Here is a 17,371-nt window from a genome sequence, read left to right as displayed (position 1 = left end):
CTTCCCGCCGATGCGACAGTGCCCGAAACGAATCGCGCTCGATTATCAGAACTTTTTTCAATCTAACGGCTTCCGTTCGTTTCCTCCCGCGTCTCTCCGGCGCACCGTCCGCGCACCAATGGCCCCCCGTTCGATCGTCACCCCCTTCCCACTCCCTTCCCATCCGTGTTTCATCTGTGTTCCATCCGTGGCTCCTTTCTCCGCTGACCGATTCCCGAAACGAACCGAAGCCGATCGCCGCAACCCCTTTCCCTTGATCGCCTTGCTTCGTGAGATCCCGAGCGTGCCCGAGCGCACCAACCGCGCACCAAGGGGCGCACCCCTGGCGCATCGGGGCCGATCGGTCTGGTATGATGCGGCTCGTGTCCCGCTCGCCCGGCGCGAGCCCGCACCGCGTCCCGTTCCGACCGAGCAAGGCGATCCCGCGATGGCGACCGACCCCGAGCAATCTCCGGACGACCCCAACCCGAACCCGATCACCCCGACCACCCCCCCCGGCGAGCCCGAGGAAGGGACGACCGTCGAATCGATCGCCCCGACCCTCGACGGCGAAGACACCTCGGCGTCGGACCTCCCGCCCGAGGAGGAGCAGGGACAGCCCCTCGAACAGACCGAGCCTGCCCCGCCTGCCGAGCCAGAGCCGACCGGGCCGAAGCGCCGCGTCGTGGTCATGATCGCCGACAGCGGACGGCGTCCCGAAGACCCGATCGACGAGGCCGAGGCCCTCATCGTCTGGTCGGCCGTTTCCGCCGCCTGGCACCCGAACATCCTCGCCCGACTCGACGAGATCCCGATCGTCGAGGATGTCGATGCCCCCGGCGTCCCCGCTCCTGGGGAGGTCCGCCTGATCGCCGGAAGGGGGGTTGGTCACGTCAATTACGGCTATCGGGAACAGGCGTCGGAGATCGGCGTTCCGGTCCTGGCTATCGAGGCCGGGGAATCGGATCGGGATGGCCTGGCCCGCCTCATCCTCGAAGCCCTCGAACCCGGCGCCGACCTCGGCTCGACCGACGATCCGACCGTCCTCGACTTCTACGCCCTCGGTTCCGCTCGCTGGTGGGTCCGCGACCTGACGATCGGCATGGAGCACGTCGATTGCCTCGATGCCGCCAGCCTCTCCCGAGAAGTCATCGGCGGAGCCAGGGCCTGGCAATCGGGCGACGCCACCGGCGCATCCAACCGCCTGCGGGCCGCTTTCGAACTGCTCACCGAGTCCCGAGAGCGCTACTACCCGGTCGATTCCTTCGTGGTCGATCTGCACCTGCTCGACGCTGCGTCCCCCGCCGACGCCCTGACCGACCCCCTGGAGGCCCGCACCCCGTTCACGATCCTCGCCCCTGCCCAGGCCGTCGCGGCGATCGCCGAGAAGAACCCGGACGACATCGCCCGCCTCCGCGCCGCAATCGACGAAGGCTGGGCCGATGTCATCGGCGGCCCCTTCGCCGAGACGGGCGAGGGGCTTCGGCCGGTCGAAACCATCCTCTGGCAGTTCCGCGAAGGGGCCTCGACCTACCGCCAGCACCTCGACGACCGCACGGTCGAGACCCTCGCCGGCCGCCGCTTCGCCCTCTACCCGATGCGCCCCCAGATCGCCAAGCGCTTCGGATTCCGCTACGCCCTCCATCTGGCCTTCGACGACGGCACCTTCCCCGTCTCCCGAGAGTCGAAACGGCTCTGGGAGTCTCCCGAAGGAGCCAACCTCGAATCCCTGACCCGACCCCCGCTGGCCGCCGACCGTAACGCGACCGCCCTGACCCTCGCCTGGGAGATGGCCCGCTCGATGCGGGACGATCACGTGGCCACCCTCGGCCTCGTTCACTGGCCGGATCAGGTGACCGAGTGGTTCCGCGACCTGCGACGATCGGCCCTCTACTCCCCCGTCCTCGCCCGCTGGGCCACCATCGGCGACTACTTCCACCTGACCGATCGGCCGTACGAGGTCCTCCGCCCGAAGCTCGACCAGTACGCCACCCCCTACCTGGAGCAGGCCGTCTCCAAGGGCGACCCGAGCCCGATCGGTCGTCGTGCCAGGCACTTAAGGCTTCGAGCCCGGCTCGATCTGGTCGAAAGCCTCCGGTCGCTGGCCGCCTCGCTCGACTTCGTCGGCGCCCCCTTGCCCGACGAGGAGGGGCCGCTCCCGGCCGGGGCCTCCGCCATCACCGAGGCCGAGCGCCTGCTCGAAACCGGCATGCTCGACGAGGCCGAGGCCGCCATCGCCGCGCTCGAATCCCAATGGTCCGCCGAGGCTGCCCGCCGCGTCGTTCCCCCGACCGGCGAGCCCGAGGGGAACGGCTCGGAGGGGGCGGAGCAGGGGGGGGCCTTGATCCTCAACCCCCTCTCGATCCCCCGCCGCGTCTCGGTCGTCCTGCCCGACACCCCCAACCCTCCGCCCAGCGAAGGCCCCGTCCGGGCCTCCCAGTTCACGGCCAAGGGGACCGAGGCGGTCGTTACTCTGGCCGGGTTCGGCTACGCCTGGATTCCTCGCAACCCCGCCTCATCCGTCCAGCCTGCGGGGATGTCCGAGACGGTCCACGCACGAGGCCGGGTCCTCCGCAACGAGATGCTCCGCCTGGAGATCGACGAGGCGACCGGCGGTCTCCGCTCCCTGATGGGAGCCAACGACGACGAGCCCCGCCTCGGCCAGCAGCTCGTCATCGCCGGCATCAGCCAGACCGATAAGAAAGGACAACTCCGCCACAGCCGGATGAAAGCCTCGTCGGTCGAGGTCGAGTACGGTGGCCCGGCCCTCGTCCAGGCCGTTTCCACCGGCCAGATCCTCCACCCGATCGAGGACCAGCCGCTCGCCTCCTTCCGCCAGCGCTTCCGCCTCTGGAGCGGTCGGCCCGTGCTGGAGATGGAGATCGAGCTGTCCGACCTCGACGAGACCTGGCTGGCCTCGATCGCCAATGGTCCCGCCTGGTCGAAATATCTGGCCAGCCGATGGGCCTGGCCCGACGCCAACGCCACCCTCCGGCGTTCCTCCCTGCTCGGCCTTCAGTCCACCACCGCCGATCGGCCCGAGACGGCCGAGGTCCTCGACATCACCGCCCGTCGCCAGCATACCGCCCTCCTCTTCGGCGGCCTGGCTCACCACCAGCGGCACGGTCAGCGGATGCTCGATACCCTGCTCGTCGCGGGTCGGGAGTCGGAGCGGACCTTCAGGCTGGGCATCGCGCTGGACCTGGAGCACCCCTTCCAGGCAGCGCTCGACCTGCTCTCTCCCCCGGCCCTCGTGCCGACGACCGGAGGCCCGCCGCGATCGGGCCCGGCCGGCTGGTTCTTCCACCTCGACGCCAAATCGGTGGCCGTCACGCGGGTTGAGCCGGTGATCCTCGACGGTGGCGAGGGGCGCGGCCTGGCCTTCCACCTGCTCGAAACCGGGGGCCGCTCGGTTCGCTGCAAGCTCCGGCTGTTCCGCGAGCCCGTCTCCGCCCGTCAGACCGACTTCCACGACGAGCGGATCGTCGAGCTCTCCGTCCAGGGAGACGCCGTCCAGCTCGACCTGACCCCTCACGAGCTGGCCCGGGTGGTCGTTACCCTCGGTTGACGTTGACGCAATCGGTCGGAACCCGATGATGGAGGCCCGGCCCGAGCGATCCCAACCGGCTCGGGCCATCCCTTCGTCGGGGGTTCCTCTCCGACCCCGGATTCCTGACCTCGACCGCGGCAAGGAGGCCCGGCGCATGGCTCGCGTCCAGATCCTGGTAGTCCTCTTGGCCTGGTGGGCGTTCGGCCCGCTGATGCCGACTCGCGCCGAGTCCACCGAATCAACCCCCCCGGCCGAACAGGCCCCCACCGAGGCAACCCCTGCTGCACCGGTGCCCGCCCTGGGGTCTCCCCCCCCCTCGAACCCCGCCGAGCAAATCGCCCAGCTCTCGGCCTCGATTGCCGAGGACACGAAGCGTCTGGAGGCACTCCGGATCGAGGTCGAGACAGCCCGATCCGAGGTTGACCAGGCTAATAACGAGTTCCGGACCATTGATCAGCAGCACCGCGAGCTCTCGGAGCAACTGGCCGAACGCCAGCAGAAGGAGCTGCCCACCGAGGAGATTGCCGAGGACCTCGAAGCCCTGACTCGATCCCGAGCCCTGGCCGATGAACGTCGGGAACTGGCCGCCACGTCCCTGAAGACCTTCAACGAACAGATCGCCACCCTGGAAACGAAGCTCCGCCAGAGCGATCAGGCCCTCAAGCGATTGCTGGGCGAGCAGCCCAAGCCCGCGCCGACTCCGGAAACCCCCGAGCCGGCGACCGCCCCGGCCGAACCCGCGCCCCCCTCGGCTCCGGCAGCCGCGGAGGAGCCGGAGGCCCCCGCGGCCGAGCCTGCGGCCTCGATCCCCGGGCTTCCGAATCTTGAGGAAATGGCTGGTGCCGCCGGAAAGGAACTGGCCGTCCGACCCACCTTCGGCCCCAACCCGAACGATCCAAAGCTCAAGAAAGCCCGAGAAGCCGCCCAGACCTCGGCCGACTTGCTGGAACAGGCGGAATCCGAGGTCGTCGAACTGACCGAGCGTCTTCGCACCCTCGATGACCAGATCCGCAACGAAGAGCAGGTTCTCGAGACCGCACGTCGCACGATCGACAACGCCGAAGCCAGCGGAACCGAACTGGCCCGCGACTACCAGGACAAGCTGTTCGGCGGCGCCAATGGCGGCGAACTCCGTGAGCTGCAAGGCCGCATTCGAGAGAACGAGCGCCGGCTTCTCCAGGCTCGCGCCGAATCCCGCCAGCACAGCGACGAGATCATCCGCCTTCAAGCCGAGCGCAGCGAGATCGCCTCGCAACTTCAGCTCGCCCGCTGGCGGGCCGAAACGGCCCGCTCGCAGTTTTCCGAGGCGGAATCAACGCTGAAGCGAATGGAAAACCCATTCGCGCCAGAGAATCTCATCAACTGGACACTGCGTCATGGCGTGAACATCGTTGCGATCATTGTCGGGATGCTCTTGCTCCGTTGGGGCTCTCGCCTGATCAGCCGTCGGATCGTCAGCCTGATGAGCCAGCGGGGCCAGCGCGGAACGACGGCGGAAAAGGAGCACCGGATTTCGACCCTCGTGGGGGTCTTCGACAACGCCGCGTCGGTCGCGGTGGTGGTCGGGGGCATCCTGATGATCTTCCAGGAACTGGGCGTGCCGGTCGGGCCGTTGCTGGGCGGTGCGGCCGTACTGGGCCTGGCAATCGCCTTTGGTGCCCAGAACTTGATACGAGACTTCTTTTACGGGTTCGTGATCCTTCTGGAAAACCAGTACAAACTCAACGACGTGATCCGGATTCAAGGGATCGCCGGTCAGGTCGAGGCCATTACCTTGCGGGTGACGGTCTTGCGCGACCTGGAAGGATGCGTCCATTTCATCCCCAATGGCGAGATCACCAAGGTGACGAACATGACGCACGGCTGGTCCCGTGCGCTGTTTGAGGTCGGTGTCGCCTACAAGGAGAACGTCGACCGGGTGATGGACGTGATCATGCAGGTCGGCAAGGAATTGCGGCAGGACCCGCAGTATCGGATGCTCATTCTTGAGGATCCGACGATGCTCGGGGTCGATGCCTTTGCCGACTCGGCCGTGGTCATCAAGTTCTTTATCAAGACGCGTCCGCTGCAACAGTGGACCGTGAAGCGAGAGCTGCTCCGACGGCTCAAGAACACGTTCGACGAGCTGGGCATCTCGATTCCGTTCCCCCACCGAACGATCTACCACGTCCACGATGAGGGCCACTCCCACCTGGCTCACGAGCCTCATCTGAGTGGAGGCGACGAGATCATCGTCGCCGGGCGAGCCATGCCGGACGCAGCGGGAGGGCGCTAGCAAGTGGGGGCCCCCGGTGGAGTCCGGGGCGGTCGTTTGCGTACAATACGGCTCGGGAGCCGGGTCGGTCGCTCAAGACCGACCCGCATCCATGTCTCTCGTGTTCCGCACCGATCGCTCTCAGGGAGTCCGCACCGTGAATCGCTTGATCCTAGGGACCATCGCCTCGATGGGACTGACGCTCGCCTTCGTTCCGGCCTTGCAGGCCCAGGACGCCAACACAGACGAAACGCAGACGGTCAAGGCCGGTGGTCTCTCGTTCGAGGTTCCTGCCTCCTGGAAGGTCAATCAGCCCCGGAGCCAGATGCGCCTGCTGGAGATCGCCGTACCGCCGGTGGACGGAGACGAGAAGCCGGGTGAACTCGTCCTCTTTGCCTTTCCCGGTGGTGCCGGCACGGTGCAGATGAACGTCCAGCGCTGGCAGCAGCAGTTCTCCACCGAAGACGGCTCTCCCCCCGACATCAAGACCGAGACCATCAAGGTTGGCGATGCCGAGATTACCCTGGTCGAGGCTGCCGGACGCTACCGGACCCAGATCCCGACGCCGGTCGATGAACCGAACTTCCGCCTGATCGGCGGGATCTACCCCACGGCCCGCACCGGATATTTCTTCAAGCTCGTCGGCCCCGACAAGACGATTCAGGAGGCCGGCCCTGCGTTTCGGGCAATGCTGAAATCCATGAAGATGTCTCGTTGATATCATTCAATTTGGTGATTCGGCGTTGCGTCGGAGCCTGGTCACGGTCTGATCGGGGTGGCCCGATCGGACCGTGTTCCTGCGCCGACCGGGACGCCGAGGGGTGGCGATCGCCGACCTGAGGGGGCTATCCTGAAAGGTGTCGGTCCCGCGCCCTTGGCCTGGCAAGGGGCGCAACCTTTCGGAGCGCCCTCCCATGTCGTTCACCACGATTTATTGCGCCCGGTGTACCTCCGAGAATCACGCCTCGGCTCGGTTCTGCGAGAGTTGCGGTCTGCCGCTGGGCACGGTCGAGCCCGACGCCGAAGCGGCGCAGGAAGCGCTCGGCCCGTACGAGGTGCCTGATCCGGCCGATCCGGATACCTCTCGGGTGATCCAGGACTTCGCCTCACGGAGTGGGTATGAGGTCCACCCGGCTGGGCACGGCTATCGCCTGGTCGTGCCGATGGCTTCGGATCGTCGGCAGGCGGTCTACGTCGGCTATGTCGGGTCGGATCGCGACGGGAGGCCGATCATCGCTTTGGTTTCGGTCTGCGGCCCGGCCAACCATCGAGACAGCCCGACCTTGCTGAAGCTCAACGCCGTGACGGTTGAAGGGCACTTTGCGATCAAGGTGCTTCGAGGAGAAGAATACTACGTCGTCATCCGAAACCTCACCCCCGAGATGGCGTACGAGACCGATGCCGCGAGTGTCGTCAGGCACATCGCTGAACTCGCCGATGGGTTGGAGGATCGTCTGACCCGTGGTCGCGACCTGTTCTGAGCGGGATTGGCCCGGTTCGGTGGAGATCGCATCGAGGCGATAGATGGCAATTGTCCCGTCGTCGGTTAAGCGATCGGGGGTGATTCCGTCGAGGACCCGAAAGTAATGGTCCGGTCCCCACGGACCGTGTTGCAGCGACGCGGAGACGGCGACGAACCGGGTGGTTGGCGCGAACTGATCGGGCAAGTCGGGCTGAATCGCTCCGGCGTCGATGACGTGTCGCGTGCCGATGACGCCGTAGTGTGCCGGGTCGGTATCCCCGAAGTAGTACGTCGTGAGGTCTTCATACGCAGGGTCATCGCGCTGAATCCGAGCCAGCAATCGGGCCCCTTGTCCCCAGTCAAGGTTCGAGTCGGCCAGGATGTGCCGGCCGCCGATCGGCCCCCCAGCCAGGACGTTGAAATACGACAACTCGTAGGGGTGAATGCTCGCGACCGCGATCAGCTGGCCGATCAGGCCGATGGCCGCGAGCCTGCGCCACGGCCAGGCGCCTTCGGCGAGTTTTGAGACCCAGACGATCGCCAGCGGAGCCAGCGGAAACAGATACCTCAAGCCGTAATTGCGCTTCGATCCAAGGGCTGTGAGGATGAGCATGGTCACGAGGGTCACGCCGATGACCACCTCGTCGCTCGTCGGCTTTCGCCAGCCGAGGCGAAGCTGTTTGAGCCCGTCCGCCGCCCGACCGCCGGCCAGGAGCCAGAAGCCGAGCGGAACCTTTACGCTCATGGCAATCAGGTAATAATACCACCATCCTTGCATGCGTCGTTCCCCGAGCAGGTAGCTGACCCCTCCCGAGCGTTGGTGGACCATCTGGATAGCCAGGGCGACGTAATCCTGGGGCCATTTTCGCTCGACGAGCCAGACCAGCCAGGCATCGACCCCTGGACCGAAACGGCCGTCGAGTGCCGGGTGCGAGGACCCGACGCGGGCCGAGGGGCTCATGGTGGCGAAGCCGGTGATGGTCAGGTCGGTGGCAATCAGGACGAGACCGAAGACGAGCATCCCTCCCGCGACCCGCGTCAGCAGGCGAACCGGCCGCCGATCTCCTGAGAGGATGCGATCGGTCACCCAGGCCAGGGCCAGGATCGGCGGCAGAAGGATGGTCGTGAACTTGCACGAGAAGGCGATTCCGGCGGCCAGCGCCGAGCCTAGGAACATGCGTCGATCTCCTGTTTCCAGAAACCGAGCGAACAGGACGCTGGCCACGACCCAGAACAGGAGCAAAGGGAATTCCATGGTGATCAAGGCGCCGTGGGCGAGCAGGTTCGGGCTCATCGCGAACAGCAGGGCGGCCATTGCGGCGGCCCTCGGGCCGTAAACACGGCGGGCCCAGAAGCTGGTCAGCAGCAAGGCGGCGAGCCAGATCCAGAGGGCACCGAGCCGGACCACTGGCAGCATGGCCGCTTGGTGGGTAATCGGGTCGTCGATCCAGTGCCCTCGGCCGATCTGGTCGAGGAGCCAGAGCGTCGGGGCTTGCTGGAGCTTGAGAAAGGTCATCGGCGATCCCATCCGGCCGATCGTTTCCAGATCGCCGGTGCGCCACCACTGCGCGGCCAACTCCAGGTAAGCGACCTCGTCGTAGGTGGCCGAGGAGCGTCCGAGGGAGTGGATCAGGAGTCCCAGGCCCAGGGCCGCCGCCAGCAAGGTGACGGCGATCCAGGCTTGGTCCTGAACGATTGAACGGAATCGCTGAGGTGTTATCACGTTGGGCATCCTGCCTGCGCCGCGGCCGAATCCTCACCACTCGAAGACGCGGCTTGATCGTTCCAGATCGCGTAACTCGTCAAGGTCTGGGGCCAGCGACTGCTCTCCTCGGACCCGACGCAAGACGTGGTCGATCATCAAGGAGGTGGCCGAACCGCCGGAGATCGGCTCGCGGATCAGGTCCGCTCCAAGAGACCAGGCCAACCGTCCCGATCGGTCGATCCGAGCCCGACCGCGCTCGGTTTCGACGAGCATCTTGACCCCTTCACCGGCCTCTTCTGGCTCGGGAGTGGTTGAGCCACAGACGAGGCTGAGCCGCGCGGTTGCCCCCTGGGAGAAGTCGATCGAGACGACCCGGACCTGGCGGCCCGGCCGGTCGGATTTCCGGACGAGCCTCGCGTTGAGGGGATTGGCCTGGACCAGGGCCCGGCAGCGGTCGATGAGGCCGATGGCGGCATCGGCAGGGGAGGAGCGGTCGGGCTCGAGCGTCGCTGGGCTTGATCCGGCCGCCGCGAGCCCCTTGACCAGAACCCGGCGGGCCGGACCGAGCTCGGTGGCCAGCAACTCGCGCAGGCGGAGCATCTCCGGCGCGAATCGGCTGGTCAACTCGGTCATGACGAGCGGGGGAGGGTCGGAGGGGACCTGGTTCAGCCGACTCAGTTCGTCGAGCGTGGCGCGATGGCCGGCCGAGGTGAAGACCGGTTTTCGCCGTTCGATCGCGACTCGAAGCGGCCAGAGCCCGAACCAGAGGGGATCGAGCAGGAAGACAATCTCGACATCGGGTCGTTCGATCAGGTGGGTCAGGCCCTCGACCGTGTCGCAGCCGATGCGGTCGGCCTCGGCCTCGGCCCGGTGGGCGACCGCATCGCAGACAGCCACGACCCGCGCCCGGCCTCCGGGCCGGATCAGGGCGGCTCGGTAGCGCTCGGTCCACTGACGGCCAAGGCCGATGACTCCGATCCGGACTTCGTTCGACGCGCCCAACTGACTCAACGCTCCTGCTCCTTGTCGCCCAGACCTCCTGGATCGGCCGATTATTGCCGGGAATGGCGGATTCGCCTAGTCGGACTCGGAACGAGGGCATTCAATCGTTGTTGGAAGAATTCGGATCGACTCGTGGGATCGTATTTGCTGGCCGTGGAAGAATTCCGTAAGATTGGGAAGTGATCCGACAATCCTTGTTGCCTGGCGAACGTTCAGTCCGTTCGATTCGTACTCGAGAAATTGGGTGCGGGTCTGGAATGCTCGACGATCCCGTGTGGCGAGGATACACTCACGAGACGATACTCCCCCTCGCTTCGTGCCCGCCCGCCCCGCGTTCCCCCCTTAATTGGTTTGCTCGTTCCGCCGACCATCGAGCGCCCCCCGCCAGGCACCGAGAGCCAGGTGACGAGATTATGGCAACCGTGTCCAAGAAGCCGTCCTCCCCATCGCCGAAGCCCCGAGGCCAGAAGACGGACGGGTCGGATCGCAGCGGCGAAGGCCCGATCCTCCGCGCCTTCAATGCGATTTATCGCTTCCTCGCCTCGTTGAAACTGGCGATTTTCAGCCTCTCGACGCTGGTCGTCGTCTTGACGATTGGCATGTTTTACGAGCGAAGCTACGGCAACGCCGCCCTGCAGCAATACTTCTACCGGACCTGGTGGTTTGGTCTGCTGCTGGCCATGCTCGGGATCAACATTCTGTGCGCCGCCACCATTCGGTTCCCGTGGAAGAAGCGGCAGACCGGGTTCGTCGTGACCCATGCGGGGTTGCTGGTGGTCCTGGTGGGGTCCTGGTTCAGCTTCCAAACCGGCGATGAAGGCCAGGTGGCGATGTCGGAGGGAGATTCCTCGACCGCCCTGGTTCGAGTCAATGACTACGCCTTGCGGGTTCAAACGGTCGACGAGGCGTCACAACGCAGCGTCCAATCGTTGCTTCGGGACATTTTCACGGAAATCTCCCAGGATCACGAGCATAGCGAGGGAGCCGAGGACGAAGGGTTCCACGATCTCCAAGATCAGATCGCTCGCTTGAGCCGCGATCCGGCCCCGAATCCGGCGGCGTTGCGCGACTTGGCCCGGATGGCGGCCATGCCCGCCTCGTATCGGGAGGATCTGGAGACCCTGGCGTCTCGGATCGAGGGGAAGTCGTACGCGTTTCGGTTCTTCCCCGGCCCGAGGCAGTGGGAGGACGGGCGATCGGAAGTCATCACACGCCCGGGTGATCCGTTCCAGCTGGAGGTGACGTCGTTCCTTCCATCGGCCATTGGCAAGCGCATTGCCGAGCCTGCGGCTCGTGGCGTGCCGATGATCAAGGTTCGGATGGAAATGACGCCGCCGAACATGCTCAGCCCGATGGACCCCTTCGCCGATCAGTTCGTCATCGACGAAAATCGCTGGATCGCCGCCAACGACCTGTTCAAGCGAACGGTCCAGTCGCTTCCCCCGGCGGCCCGCCTGGTCTTCCAGCACGTCAAAGGGGGAATCGAGGGGCGCGAGGCGGTGAACGACTTCCTCGAACTGCCGGAAAACGGCACGGTCGAGGCAGCCCGATTGCACTACGAGGACAATACGGGCCGCACCCAGACCGCCACGTTCTTCCCGGCGACAGAAATCTGGGCCTTGCCCGATGGCACCGAGGCCAAGGGCCGCACCGTGACCCTGCCCAACAGCGAATTGAGGGTCACGTACAATCTTTCCGGGTCGCTCAATGATGAGAGCATACGGCCACGCCTCCTCTCGGCCCGCTTCGACGTCAGGCCGAGCGGCCGGGATGCGCCGTCCCGGCCGATCTCCCTCGGCAGCTTCCTGCTGGCGATCGTCGAGTACACGAAGGATGATCAGATGCCCCTGGCCGAGTTTGCCGTGTCGAAGGGAGAGGGGCCGGAGATCATCCACTGGGCCGTGCCGATTCCTTCGTCCGCCCTGCCGCCGATGAGCTTCGAGGCGTCCGATCAGCCGAACCTCTATCAGCCGGCGTCTCCGCTGGTCCGGATCGGCTACTACAAGCCGTTGCAGTTCGCGGAAGGGATGCAGGGGCTGAAGGGGTCGATCGAGGTCCTCGCTGTCGGCGAGAATGGCCTCTTCTTCCGCGCGCTCAATGCGGAAGGGATTCAGAACAAAGGAGAGCTCACTCCCGGCGAGATGACCGATACCTTTGGCGGTGAGAATCGGGCGATGCAAGCCTCGTTCGCGGTCGATGAGTTCCACGACTCGGCGATGCCCCGTTTCACGTACGTCTATCGGGAACTACCGGTTTCTCAGGCGGGCCAGGGGGTTCCGGCCGCCCGGGTGAAGCTGACCCATCGGGGTGAAAGTGACGATCGCTGGGTCTTGCTCTCAAGCACGCCGTCGTTGAAGCCAAACCCCGGGGCGGTCGAGACATTCAACTTCGATCAGGCGACCTATAACGTCTCCTTCGATATGGACCGCGGCGAGTTGCCATTTACCCTGCGCCTGGTCGACTTCCGTCGTCGGTTCGATCCCGGGACGCGGCAGCCGAGCCACTACGAAAGCGATGTGTTGCTCTACGACCAGGAGCAAGGGATCGACGGCGAATTGGTCACCATCTCGATGAACGAGCCCCTGTCGCACCGAGGGTATACGTTCTATCAGTCGAGTTTCAACCCGCCGACCAATTCGAGCGGCGAATTCGTTTCGATTTTCCAGGTGCGTTACGACCCGACCTGGCAGATTATTTACATTGGCTGCTTGATGGTGGTGCTGGGAACGTTCTTGCAGTTCTACATGCGTGCCGGAATCTTCACGGATGGCGGCAAGCGAGAACGGGAACGAGCCATCAAGCGCGGGCAAGATCCGGGGGAAGCTCCCCCCAAGCCCCGCGACGACGACCTTTTGTAAGACGTGCGACCTGAGAGGCCCCGGCCGCGCCCGACCCTCCCCCCGATCCGGGATTGCCGCTCCGACGCGGCTCCCGGCCTGCCTTCGAGGCGACGGACCCGCTCTCCCCACTTCTCCCAAGAAAGGCGACCGGACCCATGAGCATGCTCCGTAGTCCTGCCAGGACCTGGATCGGCCTGGCGATGGCCCTCGCAACGCTGGCCGCCCCGAGCGTCTCGAGGGCACAGTCTGAGGGCTCCTCCTCCCAGACCTCACCCGACGAATCGGCCTACCGGGCGCTCGGTCGCCTGGTCTTGATGCACGAAGGCCGGCGCAAGCCGCTCGACACCGTCGCCCGGCAAGAAGTCAAGGCCGTCACCGGCCGGCAATCGTTCGAGCCGATCGGCCCGGACGGGACGATCGGCCCTGAGTGGGGGCCCGTCGCCACTCTGTTCAGTTGGTCTAACGCGCCGGACTACTGGGACGATCAGCGGTTCATCCTGGCCGAGTACCTCCCCCTCCGCCGGATGCTTCTTTCCAGCTCGATTGGGTCGCTGCTGCAAGCGGTTGCCGATGACCCTGAAACGTCCGAGAGTTTGAAAGAACGAGTGCAGAGCATCCTGGATCGACAGGACGAGGTTGAAGGGCCCGACGGAATTGCCACGGTCGAGGAACTGAAGTCGATAGCCCGCGATGCCGGCCTGCCTGACTCGCTTCAGGACCCAATCGAAGCCCTGGCCCATCGGATCGATGGGCACGAGAAATTCCTCTCCCCTCGGGAGCTGGAAGAGGCGACCGTGCCGATCCAGGGGCGACAGGTTCGCTTCGATCAGTGGTATATTGATATTGCCATGCGGTCGCGGCCCGATCCGAAGACCAACATTCCGCCGACCCTCAGCCCCCTGGAAAAAAAGGTGGGCGAGGTCTTCAATCGTCTCACCCGTTACCAGGCGATTCGGGGTGATCACGGCTCCGGAATGCTTGGCGCGGAGGTCGATGTGGATCGCCTGATCCCTCGCCCGGCCAACGCCCGCTACATTGAGTTTCTCGGCAGCGTTCGAGCCAAGTACGACGCCTTCGTCGAGGCGAACAAGGAGACGCTGAATCTGCCGATGATCGACCGCGTCAAGCGCGATATGCGCGACGTGAAGGTCATCACGCTGGAAGCCCCTGGTGGCCAGGAATTCCGGCTCGATCAGTTCCTTGCCGTGCTGGTGGACGTTCCGGGAGCGGACTTTAATCCGGTCGAACGTGATGCCCTGTCGACACTGGCCGAGTATTACGGCGACCTTCCCGCCGAGGACCGCAAGGTTCCCGGCACCGACGACGACGCCGATGAGCAACTGCTGGCCTGGCTCAAGGCCGACGCCGACTGGGCACCGGTGGCCTTGATCCTTGACAGCGACCTCGACGAACTGGCCGAGGCTGGTTACGACCGCGACGAGGTGAGCCGCTTCCGCGAAGCGATTCTCGCCGCCAAGGATGCCGAGGCCGACGAACCGGGATCACTCACCGCCGATCAGGCCGAAGCCGTGGTGGCCTCGACCCGAGCCCTTGCCGCCGACCTGAGTACCTATCCGACGGTTGTTGAGGTTGACCGCGAGGTCCACTACAACACGTTTGCACCCTTTTACAAGGCTCCGACCTATTACGGCCTTGGCTTCGCCTTGCTCGGGCTCTGCCTGATGATCGGCACGATCAGCGGTGGAGCGGCCGGTGCCATTCGAAAGTCACTCTACGTACTGGGGCTGCTCGGCCTGGTCGGTGGGATCGGACTGGAGATTTACGGCTTCGCGCTCCGCATCCTGATCTCGGGATGGGCTCCGGTCACGAACCTTTACGAGACCGTGATCTGGGTGGCGCTGATCGCCGCGGTGATTGGCCTGGTTCTTGAGGCCATTTATCGTCGTGTGTATCCGGCCGCCGCCGCGGCTGGAGTGGCGATGCTTTGCACGATCATCGCCGCCAATGCGCAGAGCGTCCTCAATCCGAATATCGAGGCTCTAAACCCGATCCTGCGGAGCAACTACTGGCTGACGATCCACGTCATCACGATCGTTTCCAGTTATGCCGCCTTTGCCCTGGCTCTGGGCCTGGGTCTGATCGGGACCTGGTTCTACCTGACCGCTCCCTATCGCCGAGATGTGGGAATGGGAGAGTTGGCCCGCCCCCTGATGGCGGTGCCGGTCCTGGCAGGGCTGGGAACGGTCGGGATTTATGGCTCGTACAATGGGTGGGCCTCGACTTCAACGTCGATGATCTCGCTCTGGGGCCTGAACATCTCGGGAGCTGATATCCTCTTCTTCGGTGGCTGGGCTCTGGCTGCCGCCGGCATTGCTGTGATGGTGATGGTCCTCAGCGGTCTCTTTGGCGAGTTGATTGCCCGGCTCACCTTGAGGAATCAGAGGGCCTCGGCGAATCAAGGGGCCACGGCAGCGGTTGATTCGAAGGTCGAGGCTGTCTCCAGCAGCGAAACTGGTGGTGGGACCGCCACCCTGACCCGACCGAGCATCGCCGAAATCAAGGCCCGCAACGCCGAGATGTACGGCCACGGCGGAGATGACCCTCGTGAACGGGCCATGCGAGAGCGGGCCGAACAGGTCAAGCCGATCTCCAGCTTCGTGTATCGGGCCTTGCAGGTGGGTGTCTTACTCGTCGCCGCGGGCACGATCCTCGGCGGTGTCTGGGCCGACTACTCGTGGGGCCGTTTCTGGGGTTGGGACCCGAAGGAAGTCTCTGCGCTCATCACGCTGCTGGTCTACCTGATCCCGCTGCATGGTCGGTTCGCCGGTTGGATCGGCAGTTTCGGCATGACGATGGCCTCAGTCCTCTGCTTCAACTCGGTCTTGATGGCCTGGTACGGCGTGAACTTCCTGCTTGGTGTCGGCCTGCACAGCTATGGCTTTGCGGAAGGGGGCAACCAGGGGGCAGTATTGCTCTCGGCCTTGCTGGTGAGTTCCCTGGCCTTCGGAGCCATCTGGCGCCGATCACTCGCCAAGCGAGAGATTACGCCGACGGTCGCATGACCGGTCGGTCCTCGCCATGAGCATCGCAATCACGGCCCACCGGTCCCTCGGCTTCGAGCGGATCGGTGGGTCGTCTTGCTTCGCGTGGAAGGAGCTTCATTCCTTCTGGTGATGACTCCTCAATCTTTCTTCGGAGACAGTCTCTCGTGTCCGAGTCTGCGACCGCTCCGCTCGTCCTCATCAGCGCGGTGGGCCTGACCCCGAAGCTCCTGCCGCATGCCCCCCGTCTCGCGGCGCTCGCCCGAAGCGGGTGGAGCCGACCTGTCCTTGACAGCGTTCCCGCGGTGACATGCACGGCTCAGGCGACTCTACTCACGGGCCGAACGCCCCAGGATCATGGCATCGTCGGCAACGGCTGGTTGTTCCGAGACACGCGAGAGGTTCGATTCTGGCAGCAGTCGCGGGCCCTGATTCAATCCGATTTGCTCGAGGAGGTCGCTCGATCCCGAGCCCGGCAGCGTGGTCGGTCGTTCCGGGTTGCCAAGCTGTTCTGGTGGTTCAATCAGGGCGCGGAGGTCGATGTCAGCATCACTCCGAAGCCGCTATATGGGGCCGATGGAAGCAAGGTGTTCGGGATCTGGGGATCGCCTCCCGACGTGCCACCTCGCCTGGAGGCAACACTCGGCCCGTTCCCGTTCCCATCCTTCTGGGGGCCGATGGCCGGGTTGCCCGCGACCGCATGGATCGCTCGGTGCGCGGCCGAGGTCATGGCCGCCGAACACCCGGATCTCACCCTCGTCTACCTTCCCCACCTCGACTACGATCCCCAGCGGTTTGGTCCTTCGGGCTGCGATATGCCCCGCCTCGTGAGGGAACTGGACGAGGCCGCCGCCCCCTTGCTCGATGCTGCGAACGCGGCCGGTGCCCAGGTCTGGGTCTTCGGCGAATACGGACACTGTGACGTGTCACGGGCGATCCTTCCCAATCGCGTACTCCGCGAAGCAGGACTCCTTTCGGTTCGCTCGGGGGTTTTCGGCGATCAGCTCGAACCGTTTCAGAGTCGTGTCTTCGCCGTTTGTGACCATCAATTGGCTCATATTTATGTGCGTGAAGCCAACGATCTCCCTCGCGTTCGGGACCTGATCGCGGCGCTTCCCGGGGTTGATCGAGTCTTCGTCGGAGACGAACGGGCCGAGATCGCTCTTGATCATCCTCGGTCGGGCGAGTTGGTGGTGCTTTCTGCACCGGATGCCTGGTTCGCGTATCCCTTCTGGCTCAACGACGAGCAGGCACCGGATTACGCCCGCACGGTCGATATTCATCGCAAGCCTGGATACGACCCGTGCGAGCTGTTCTTTGACCCGAAGCTCCCCAACCCAAAGTTCCGAGCCATGCGGCGATTGCTCCAGAAGAAGCTCGGCTTCCGGACCCTGATGGACCTGATCTCCCTCGATCCTTCCCTCGTCCGAGGTAGCCACGGCCGACCGTCCGAGCAGGACGACACCCGCCCGATCCTCATCGGGCACGGTCCCGAACCGATCGATCCGACTGCCTTGCCGATGACCTCGGTGCGCGATCTGTTGCTCGACGCGCTCGGTGTTGCCGAGTGACCTTGC

Annotated in this window: 8 protein-coding genes; 6 read left to right on the top strand and 2 right to left on the bottom strand. The window is 65.0% G+C overall.

Going from position 1 to position 17,371, the window contains the following annotated elements:
* Positions 1-283 precede the first annotated feature (283 nt).
* From GA615_RS04170 to GA615_RS04160, 3 genes are all read left to right on the top strand, one after another.
* Positions 284-3,547 (top strand): glycosyl hydrolase family 38, encoded by a 3,264-nt coding sequence (locus GA615_RS04170; RefSeq protein WP_161602163.1) that lies wholly within the window; start codon positions 284-286, stop codon positions 3,545-3,547.
* A gap of 136 nt (positions 3,548-3,683) precedes the next feature.
* Positions 3,684-5,804: a mechanosensitive ion channel domain-containing protein gene (locus GA615_RS04165; protein ID WP_152049993.1), complete on the top strand. Its 2,121-nt coding sequence runs from the start codon at positions 3,684-3,686 to the stop codon at positions 5,802-5,804.
* A 136-nt stretch (positions 5,805-5,940) separates the two neighbouring features.
* The gene (locus tag GA615_RS04160) at positions 5,941-6,501 is read left to right on the top strand and encodes a hypothetical protein (protein ID WP_152049992.1); all 561 of its coding nucleotides are present in this window, start codon (positions 5,941-5,943) and stop codon (positions 6,499-6,501) included.
* Positions 6,502-6,889: 388 nt separating this feature from the next.
* Here the strand turns inward: GA615_RS04160 and GA615_RS04150 are convergent, their stop codons facing one another.
* Together GA615_RS04150 and GA615_RS04145 are read right to left on the bottom strand one after the other, a co-directional pair.
* The gene (locus GA615_RS04150) at positions 6,890-8,968 is read right to left on the bottom strand and encodes a glycosyltransferase family 39 protein (protein WP_161602162.1); all 2,079 of its coding nucleotides are present in this window, start codon (positions 8,966-8,968) and stop codon (positions 6,890-6,892) included.
* A 33-nt stretch (positions 8,969-9,001) separates the two neighbouring features.
* Positions 9,002-9,961: a Gfo/Idh/MocA family oxidoreductase gene (locus GA615_RS04145; RefSeq protein WP_161602161.1), complete on the bottom strand. Its 960-nt coding sequence runs from the start codon at positions 9,959-9,961 to the stop codon at positions 9,002-9,004.
* A 413-nt stretch (positions 9,962-10,374) separates the two neighbouring features.
* Here GA615_RS04145 and GA615_RS04140 point away from each other — a divergent pair, with 413 nt between their 5' ends.
* The 3 genes from GA615_RS04140 (at position 10,375) to GA615_RS04130 (ending at position 17,365) form a co-directional block, all read left to right on the top strand.
* Positions 10,375-12,810, top strand: a complete 2,436-nt coding sequence (locus tag GA615_RS04140) for a cytochrome c biogenesis protein ResB (protein ID WP_161602160.1) — start codon at positions 10,375-10,377, stop codon at positions 12,808-12,810.
* A gap of 143 nt (positions 12,811-12,953) precedes the next feature.
* Positions 12,954-15,815, top strand: a complete 2,862-nt coding sequence (locus GA615_RS28565; RefSeq protein ID WP_161602159.1) for a cytochrome c biogenesis protein — start codon at positions 12,954-12,956, stop codon at positions 15,813-15,815.
* A 146-nt stretch (positions 15,816-15,961) separates the two neighbouring features.
* Positions 15,962-17,365 carry an alkaline phosphatase family protein gene (locus tag GA615_RS04130; RefSeq protein WP_152049986.1) on the top strand — a complete coding sequence of 468 codons (1,404 nt, stop codon included), beginning with the start codon at positions 15,962-15,964 and terminating at the stop codon, positions 17,363-17,365.
* Positions 17,366-17,371 lie beyond the last annotated feature (6 nt).

Source organism: Tautonia marina, assembly GCF_009177065.1.
Lineage (GTDB): Bacteria > Planctomycetota > Planctomycetia > Isosphaerales > Isosphaeraceae > Tautonia > Tautonia marina.
The sequence above is the reverse complement of the archived record's forward strand: the minus strand, read 5'-3'. Positions and strand labels throughout refer to the sequence as shown.